Annotated in this window: 6 protein-coding genes and 1 pseudogene; 4 read left to right on the top strand and 3 right to left on the bottom strand. The window is 35.5% G+C overall.

What is annotated here, in order from left to right; genetic code table 11:
• The 3 genes and pseudogenes from Q0L29_RS03105 to Q0L29_RS03095 form a co-directional block, all read right to left on the bottom strand.
• Positions 1–378, bottom strand: a pseudogene (locus tag Q0L29_RS03105) (hypothetical protein); the annotation flags it as partial.
• A gap of 2 nt (positions 379–380) precedes the next feature.
• Positions 381–1,820, bottom strand: a complete 1,440-nt coding sequence (locus Q0L29_RS03100; protein ID WP_296618989.1) for a SusD/RagB family nutrient-binding outer membrane lipoprotein — start codon at positions 1,818–1,820, stop codon at positions 381–383.
• Positions 1,821–1,831: 11 nt separating this feature from the next.
• Positions 1,832–5,062, bottom strand: coding sequence for a SusC/RagA family TonB-linked outer membrane protein (locus tag Q0L29_RS03095; RefSeq protein WP_296618987.1), 3,231 nt, complete (start codon positions 5,060–5,062; stop codon positions 1,832–1,834).
• 161 nt (positions 5,063–5,223) lie between these two features.
• Here Q0L29_RS03095 and Q0L29_RS03090 point away from each other — a divergent pair, with 161 nt between their 5' ends.
• The 4 genes from Q0L29_RS03090 (at position 5,224) to creD (ending at position 8,779) form a co-directional block, all read left to right on the top strand.
• Positions 5,224–6,381, top strand: a complete 1,158-nt coding sequence (locus tag Q0L29_RS03090; RefSeq protein WP_296618986.1) for a hypothetical protein — start codon at positions 5,224–5,226, stop codon at positions 6,379–6,381.
• A gap of 72 nt (positions 6,382–6,453) precedes the next feature.
• Positions 6,454–7,071 carry a hypothetical protein gene (locus Q0L29_RS03085; RefSeq protein WP_296618985.1) on the top strand — a complete coding sequence of 206 codons (618 nt, stop codon included), beginning with the start codon at positions 6,454–6,456 and terminating at the stop codon, positions 7,069–7,071.
• Positions 7,065–7,358 carry a transcriptional regulator gene (locus Q0L29_RS03080; RefSeq protein ID WP_296618991.1) on the top strand — a complete coding sequence of 98 codons (294 nt, stop codon included), beginning with the start codon at positions 7,065–7,067 and terminating at the stop codon, positions 7,356–7,358. The genes Q0L29_RS03085 and Q0L29_RS03080 overlap by 7 nt, the downstream gene beginning before the upstream one ends.
• Positions 7,359–7,411: 53 nt before the next feature.
• The gene (creD, locus tag Q0L29_RS03075; RefSeq protein WP_296618983.1) at positions 7,412–8,779 is read left to right on the top strand and encodes a cell envelope integrity protein CreD; all 1,368 of its coding nucleotides are present in this window, start codon (positions 7,412–7,414) and stop codon (positions 8,777–8,779) included.
• Positions 8,780–9,109: the final 330 nt, after the last annotated feature.

Raw genomic sequence — 9,109 nt, 5'->3', positions numbered from 1 at the left:
TTCCTTAACTAATTGAATTAGTTTATTGCCATAGTCATTAAATTGCTTTAGATTCTCAACAGTGCTCTTACTATGATTTTGTAAAACCACCACATCCCAATCACCCTTCTGGATGATTTTTTTTGTTTGGAGTCCTTTATCTCCTTCCCAATGTTGTTTCCAGGTGGTTCCACCCGCAGTGGATTTTCTCGCTATAAGCGGAAATTCCTGCGAGTGAGCCATCGCTTCTACAGTTTGGGGAAGATTCCAAAAGTAGGTATAACTATTTCCTACAAAAAGAACCTTGAGACTATCCTCTCCACTATTCTGGCTGAGAAGAGGGGTTGAAAAAAAGACTCCAAATATGAAAATCCATATAAAACCGAATCCTTTCTTCATAATCATTGATTTACAGCCGTTCGGTCAAATAAAGTTGGAATAGGACTTGGTGTATTGTCATTCCTATCAATTTCTGATTGCGGATAAATAAATCTTTGTGGGAGATCAGATCCAGTATTTGGCTCCACGGGTACTCTCACATTGATTTCATCCTGTGTTCTTCTGACATCATTGAAGATTTCTATCTGACTAAATAAAGTAACATAACGCTCTTCAAGTATTTCTCTTAATAGTGCATCGTCAGCACTTAATCCATTAGAATTTTCTAGCCCACCATTATCGAAATCGGTGGTGGTATATGGATCATATTGTAAATTATTTAAATCTACATTTCCCAGATATCCGCCAGTGGCCATAAAATCTCTAAACTCATTTAAATGTCCTAATCCAACATTAAAACCTTGAGATCTAAGGCCAGCCTCAGCAAGAATTAGTAAATTTTCTTGGTAAGTGACCATAGGGGAAGGTGTAGATTGACCTCCAAATGCACCATCTGCAGGATTCGTCTGATATCCATTGTCATTAGTTGAGAATAAGTAATTATATCTTGCTGTCTCATTCGTCTTTGCATTTCCTCTGTAATTGGTAAAATCCGGGCTTTCCGTGTTATCTGGAGAGACTAAACTTACCATAAATTCAGAGATTACAATATCATCTCCTTGTGTCTCATTTTCCCAAAGCTGCCAATTTAAATTTGCAGCATCTAGGGCTGTTCCGTAAGGAGCCTGCATAGAATTTTCATACGCTGAAATACCACTTTGCGCAGCAGAATAGGCTTCTGCATATTCCTTGGTATGCATGTAAAATCTTGCTTTTAGCGTATATGCTACTTCTAACCAGGCAGATGCATCACCATCAAAGAAGATATCAGAATTTGTAAATGGCTTTCCTTGACCAGACTCCAAGTTGGAGATTGCCTGATCTAGTAATCCCTGTACCTTTGCATATACCTGAGGTTGACTTTCAAATGCAGGGTTGTCGATGTCAATTTGAGCCAAATCATCAAAGGGAAGACTTCCATACAATCCGGCACCACTACCAATAGCAAGTGCCTGATGCACTTGAGCAATTCCAATTGTAATTCCTGAGATCCCTTCTTCCGTAGCTAATTCTTCAGTCAATTTGGCATTTCTAAAGCTATGGATGAATAAGTCATCCCAAATAGCATCTAAATCACCAGTAGTGATAGAATAACTGTTGTATCCTCCATATTGACGGGCAATCCCTGTATGTGTTCCTCCCAAAATACCTGCTAATCGAGAGGTCTCTCCATTTTGCAAGATAATTTGTCCTACACCAGTGGTCGTTAGTACACTCTCGTGGCCCGTTGACGTAGGGTTGTTTGGATTTATGTTAATATCTTCATCACCGTTCACCAATTCTTGACAGGCTACTGAGGAGATAAGAATTCCTAATATAAATAGTTTAATATATGTTCTCATGATAATTGTATTTAGAAATTAAGTTGGACTGAAAAAACATAGGATTTAGTGCTTGGATTATTGAAATAGTCAATACCCTGAGCATTACTAACTCCTTCTAAATTGGTATCTGGATCGTTACCTTCGAAATCAGTCCAGAGGATTAAGTTTCTTCCTGTCGCTGATAATTGTATAGACTCAAAGCCATTATCTTTAATCCAAGGGCTAGATAGAGTATAAGAAAGTTCAATTCTTCTTAATCGAGTCCAAGATCTATCTTCAATGTATAGTTCATCATTCCCTCCACCGAAGAAACCGCCATCTCCTTCGTACCAATCTTGAGTTAAAGCTACTGGTCCTGCACCAAAATCTTTAACTACTCCTCTAAAGGTTGTTCCTGCCGGAATCACATCTCCATTATAGTCTAATAAATTTTGATTCGTGGTTGTTTCAGTTGCTGAAGCTCCCCAAGTACCTAAGTCATACAAGACTGACTTAGTCCCTGCGTACATGTCAGCACCTTGAAACGTTTCGAATAAAACTGATAGTCCAAAGTTTTTATAGTTAAAGTTAGTGATAAAAGAACCTCTCCAATCTGGATTAGGATCGCCAATCACTCCATCAGTTTGATCTTGTTCGGGGAATCCATTTTCATCGAAAACGATATTTCCGCTCTCATCTCTAAGTGTACGAGACCCGAAAAGTACACCAAAAGGTTGTCCTTCAATCACTCTAGCATTCACAGCAGAAAGACCTCCCAAACCAACAGTTTCCACACCAACTAAGTCGGTGACTAAATTTTCGTTCTGGAAATAAATGAAATTTGTACTTAAGTAAAAGTCCTTCGTATTTAAAAGCTCATATCCTAAATCAATTTCAACTCCCTCATTTTGGATATCAGCAGCGTTGGCGAAAATTCTATCATACCCTCTTGTATTGGCAATTGGAAGGAAAAGAAATAAATCTTCTGTCTTATTGTTATAAAAAGTTGCATTTAAGGATAGTTTGTCCTCTAGGAATCTTAAATCCATACCCACTTCAAATTCTTTCTTTCTTTCAGGACCTAAGAATGGATTTCCTAAAAGTACACTCTGGGTAAATCCACCGTTGCCGAACTGAGCAGTATTTAATGATCCACCTAAACCATCATTAAAGTTAGGTTGTACTATCTCATTGTTTGTTCTATATTCATCAGGCTCGCGACCTACTTCACCATAAGAAGCTCTCAGCTTACCGAAAGAAAAGAAATCTAAATCGATATAATCTGTGAATTGCCATGCTACGTTCACTGATGGGAACCAGAAAGTAGGGTCTGTCTGACTACCAAAAGTAGATGAACTTTCACCTCTTATCGTACCAGTAACGAATAATTGATCGAAAGCATCCAAGGTTAACTCACTGTAAAATGCTGCTTTTCTTCTTTCTTCCGTACTTATTGATACACTTCTGTTTTCAGGAGTAGCATTATCAATATCTCTTGTACCACTTTCAACATCAGCAAATTGTATAAAATTTCTGATCTCACTTCCAGCAAATGTGCGAGTTCTCTGATTGTAATTTAACCCTACCAATAAGGAAGCATTTAGTTGTGAATTAATATCGCGAGTAGCTCTACCAATTAAATCCGTGTTAAAAATTGTATTTCTGCTTAGAGATTTCTCAAATAAACCTGTTCTAAAACCACCTGCTGCAGAACCTGGAGTAAAAAACTGTGTTCTCTCTTCCGCATAAGTATCTAAGCCTGCTCTAGCAATGAATTCCAAGCCTTTTAAAGGTGCATATGTCAATTTAAAATTATTCAAAAATCTATCTACTAAAGCTATATCAGCTTGCTCATTGATAGTCCAAAGAGGGTTGTTATAGCCCGCGTTTCCACTCCCTAATGGATTTCTATACGATCTATGTCCATTAGGAATACCTGCCGCGTCTTGGTTAGGATAATAAGTACCTCTGTAGCCTACATTATTAAAGTCTGGAGCCGTTCTTAATAAGCCTAAATATAGACCAGAAGATTGCGCACCTCTTCTAATTCTATTTGAATTAGTTTTTGTGTAAGCAATATTAGCATTGAAAGTAAAATAATTGTTAAGCAATTTTTCACCATTGAATCTGGCAGTGGTTCTGTTGTAGTCTGAATTGTTTTTAATAATTCCTTCTTGATCCAAATTACTTACACTAAAGAAAACTTTCCCTGTTTCATCTCCAGCAGATAAACTGACATTATTTTCTAAAAAGTGTCCATTTTGAAATACTTGATCAAAATTTTCATCAGCGAAAGTCTCTGTTGAGTTCTTTGAAGTAATAGGATAGTAGGTTCTTCCATCTTGATCCACAAAGTATTCTCCTGAGGTATCTAATTCATCTGGCCCACCTGGACGTTCAGAAATTTTATCACCCCAACTGCTTCTAGTACCACTTTCCCATACGCCATTTGAACCCTGACCAAATCGAGTCTGAATTGGATACCTTCTGTTTATTTGGTCAAGTGAATAAGTGCTTTTAACAGATACCTTCAGTTCCTGATTGTAGTTACCGTTTTTTGTGGTTATTACAATGGCTCCATTAAGTGCGGATGTCCCCCATAGTGCAGCAGCTGAAGCACCTTTAAGAATACTGACATTTTTAATATCATTGGGGTTAATATCATTTAATCGCGACTGCTGTGCAATTTGATTTGTACCTCTATTATCATTACTGATTGGCACACCATCTACGATAATTAAAGGCTGTCCATCACCTAATATAGTGTTGGCTCCTCTTATTTGAATAAAGGCTCCAGCACCCGGGTCTCCTGAATTTCGAGATATGCTAAGACCTGAAGCTTTACCTGATAGAGAGTTTAATAAATTAGGTTCTGCTGCTTTCACAATGGTTTCATTATCTACTTGTGAATTTGCATACCCTACTTCGTCTCCATCAGTTTCAAAACCCAGCGCAGTAACTACTACCTCATCAAGCTGCCCTATGTTTTCTTGTAAAATCACATCGATTACGCTTTTAGATCCTACCTCTATACTTTGCTTGGTATATCCAATAAAGGAGAATTCTAAGACGTCATCTTGATCAACTGATAATTTATAATTACCATCGAAATCTGTAGTGGTACCAGTACTAGTACCTTTAACTGTTACATTAACACCGGGCAGTGTTTGTCCGGAAGATGCTTCAGTAACAGTACCTGACACGGTTCTGGTCTGAGCTTGCACACCACTATAACAGAGCATGCAAATACTCATCATAAATAAGTAAAAAGTCGTTTTCATAGATTATATTTATTTGTCGATTCAACTTTAATTTAAAATGAATTTTTAACTTAAACTTTATTTCGATAAATTATATCAATTATTATCGATTTTCAACGATTTTCAACGAGTTAAAATATTGAATATCAATAATTTAATACTATTTCACCACCTCAATATTTATGGAAGAATTATTTGCTGAATTTGTAAAATCTCTTAAAAAAAGATACGGAAATTACGATGAATCGCATCACCGTTTTGAAAAATCAAGTAATTCTGAAATTGCAAGAGAGTTAGGTTATAGCGATGCTCAATTTTCTCGCTTGATAAATGGTTCAGCTACTGAGGGTGAATATCAACGTGCTAACCAAAACTTAAACCGACTGCAATTAATTGATAAATTGGGGAATCAAGTTGATAAATTAAAAAATAAGGTAGAAGGAGGTTCAAATGGAAGGTTTTCAGTTTTGAAGCCAATCTTATTTGTGATTTTGGGTGTTTTGTTATCAATTATTGGTTATAATATCTTTTATAATTCATCTGGTAGCAATCAAACGGATGAAGAGATTCCCAAGGATTATACATTGAAGTGGAGCTTTGAATCTGCTTTTGTTAGTCCTTACACCAAATTAGGGCAATTACCTAAAAATTGTGATTTTCCATGTTATAAATATCAAGGTAAGTGGGAATTAAAAAAACCTTATAAGTTACCTTTTTTTCGAGAGCAAAATGGCTTTCATTATTTGGCTACTGAAGTGAATATGTACGCAAGATGCATGACTGAAAAGCAAGATGATGGAACCGTATTAGAAGGTTATGAATATCAAAAACATGAAATATGGTATGATAAACGAAAGTTGCCGATAGATTCATTTGTTAATTTGAACAATAGAAAAGAAATTCTTCCTGAATATCAAAGACTTAAATTTTCAAAAGATGAAAATTTTGTAAAAATAGCCTATGTACATACTTTTTTTAAAAATGAATTTGAAATTGTTGATGATACCATTATTAGGTCTGGAAAAGTGGTAGGAAGAGATATAAAATTTATTCCTACAGAATCCCTTTTAAAATATTTGCCTTCTGAAGCTGAGATAGGAGATTTGACTAATCAAATCAACCGAATTGTTTTCAACAGACTTCAAGATTTTTCTAGACCGATCGATTGTGAAACCACTTTTGCACCAAATCCTGATTTTCATAAAATTAGTGAAGGAGATGAAATTAGCTTTAACTGTACATTAACAACAGGCAGGGTTCCTTTGAATTATGAAAAGACCTATGTGCTAAGGGATCAATACATAGAGAATAGTTGTCAGCCTGCTAAACCAGAAAATTAATTTTTAATTTTATTACTGATCCCTTGCAAATCTAATTTATTTCAATGTACTTTGAATTACAAAGTTAAAGGAATGAATCAGGAAAAATATCTTCAGGACATAAAAGAAATTCGAGAAATGATGGATCGCTCTAGTCGGTTTATTTCTCTTAGTGGGATTTCGGGAGTAGTGGCAGGCATCATTGCACTAGTATCTGCCTTTGTTGCCTATCAATATATCTATATAGAATCAGATTACTATACTTTTAGAGCAGTGAGTTTAACTTCAGATTCCTTTTGGAATATATTGGTATTGGCAGTATCTACTCTAATATTGGCCTTAGGTGCAGTTTTATTGCTCACTCACCGAACTAGTAAAAAGAAAGGACAAAAACTTTGGAATAAGCAAGCTAAACGCTTAGTGGCCAGTTTAGCTATTCCTCTTTTTACTGGTGGTTTGGTTTGCATAATTCTTATAGTGAATGGATATATTGGCGTTATTGCTCCCCTTACCCTTATTTTCTATGGACTAGCCTTGGTAAATGCCAGTAACTATACTTTAGATGATATCAGAAGTCTTGGAATTGCAGAAATAGTATTGGGATTAACAGGCCTTTACTTTATTGGTTTTGGATTGCTTTTTTGGGCAATAGGCTTTGGACTTTTGCATATTATATATGGAATTAGAATGCATTTGAAGTACGGATCGTGAAGGATATACTCAACAATCTTGATAAGGCATTTGAAAATAAAGTGCGTCTGGGAATAATGTCTGTCTTAATGGTGAATGATAAGATTGATTTTATCTCTTTAAAAGAATTATTAGGGGTTACTGATGGTAATTTAGCCAGTCACCTAAAAAATTTAGAGAAGAAGCAGTATATCAGTTTTGAAAAAGACTTTGTAGATAGAAAACCCAATACCACTTATAAGGCAACGGACACAGGCAAACAAGCTTTTAAAGCACACATAAATGCAATTGAAAATTTATTGAAATAAAATTTTTTTACAACTATACTTTGAAATACAAAGTACTCTTAATTAAATATAAAATGGAAAATGAAAACAATCTATTCGAGAAAATGAGCAATTGGCTTAAGAATTCAGTGATGCTAAAACTATTAACCATCACAATTTTGATGTTGCTTTTGCTGATTCCTTCAGCTATGATTAATGATGTGATAAGGGAAAGACAAAGCTTGCAGGAAGAGGCAATTGCTGAAGTCAGTAGTAAGTGGGCAAACAGTCAGGAAATTAATGGTCCAATTTTAACCATACCGCTTTTATATGAATATGAAAAGGATGGGAAAATGATAGAAACTATTGTTTATCATTATGTTTTACCGCAAAAGTTAAATATTAATGGTAAACTAAATCCTCAAAAATTAAATAGAGGGATTTATGATGTGGTGGTCTATGATTCGGATTTGAATGTTGATGGTATATTTGATATGGATTTAAGCTTTGATGAAAATCATTTACAGGAAATTCAATATGAAAAAGCTTTCCTAACTATTGGATTCTCTGATTTAAGAGGTATAGGAAATAATATCAATTTTAAATGGGGTGATGAGAATTTAAGAGTCGAATCGGGTAGTAAAATCACTGATTTGATTAGTTCTGGAATTACAATTTATCCAGAAGACATTGCTGCTCAAGAGGGAAAAAATATTCACTTTAAATTCTCTGTATCCTTGCAAGGAAGTCAGGATTTAACATTCATTCCAGTAGGGGGGACTACTCAAGTGAATCTACAATCGGAATGGTCTTCCCCAAGTTTTAAAGGCAATTTTCTCCCTAAAGATAGAGATGTAAATGATGCTGGTTTTAATGCAGTTTGGAATGTTCTGGAATTGAATAGAAACTATCCGCAAAGCTGGTCGGGTAGGAGTATGAAAGATAAACTAGATGCTTCTGCCTTTGGAGTAAATTTATTGAATGAAGTAGATGATTATAAAAAAGCCCAACGCTCGGCCAAATATTCAGTCATGACGATAGCACTTACCTTTTTGGTGTTCTTTTTAGTGGAAGTTATCAATAAGAAAAGGATCCATCCTTTTCAGTATATTTTAGTAGGACTTGCTTTGTGTTTGTTTTACATTTTGCTGGTTTCCATTTCAGAACATTCCAATTTTAATTTAGCTTATGCTATTTCCACTTTCGGAATAGTAGGGATGATATCTTTTTATGCACTGTACATTATCAAGGCACGAAAACTAGTCATTATTTTAATTTTGACCTTAATTGGAATATATGGATTTGTATATGTTACCCTTCAATTAGCAGATTATTCTCTCTTAATTGGAAGCATAGGATTAGCGGTGATTTTAGGCCTGACCATGTACTTCACCCGAAAAATCGATTGGTATAATTTACAAACAGCAAAGCAGGAAAAGATGGTAGAGGCTGAAGGGAATTAGTAACTGTATAATCACATTTGAGGTTCCGGTCGGTGTGCCACACCGACCACTTGTACAATTATTTGACAGAGGTAATAGTAAAAATCACAAGGAGAAGGCTAGGAATAGAAAAAATTCTCTTCCGCTAGCGTCCCGCTAGTGGAAATTACTCTCGCCTGGCGAATTGAATTTTAAGTATCTGCTAACTCTATTAAGTGCCAGAGGCACAAGTAATCATCACCTGCGAGACGCTGGCGATAGGAAAAAAAAGGTCTTGGCTACATAGCCAAGACTTTTTTTAAATCTTGATTCTTAAATCTAAGGTCTAGAGTCTTTTCTAGTTGCTTACCC

The sequence above is a fragment of the Marivirga sp. genome (assembly GCF_024636815.1).
In the GTDB taxonomy this organism is placed as follows: domain Bacteria; phylum Bacteroidota; class Bacteroidia; order Cytophagales; family Cyclobacteriaceae; genus Marivirga.
Note: the sequence above shows the minus strand (reverse complement) of the source record. Positions and strands in the feature narration are given on the sequence as shown.

Excerpts from the sequence above, each read along its gene's own strand:
- Q0L29_RS03085 (WP_296618985.1), top strand. The coding sequence starts at position 6,454 with ATGAATCAGGAAAAATATCTTCAGGACATAAAAGAAATTCGAGAAATG.
- Q0L29_RS03095 (WP_296618987.1), bottom strand. The coding sequence starts at position 5,062 with ATGAAAACGACTTTTTACTTATTTATGATGAGTATTTGCATGCTCTGT.
- creD (WP_296618983.1), top strand. The coding sequence starts at position 7,412 with ATGGAAAATGAAAACAATCTATTCGAGAAAATGAGCAATTGGCTTAAG.
- Q0L29_RS03090 (WP_296618986.1), top strand. The coding sequence starts at position 5,224 with ATGGAAGAATTATTTGCTGAATTTGTAAAATCTCTTAAAAAAAGATAC.
- Q0L29_RS03100 (WP_296618989.1), bottom strand. The coding sequence starts at position 1,820 with ATGAGAACATATATTAAACTATTTATATTAGGAATTCTTATCTCCTCA.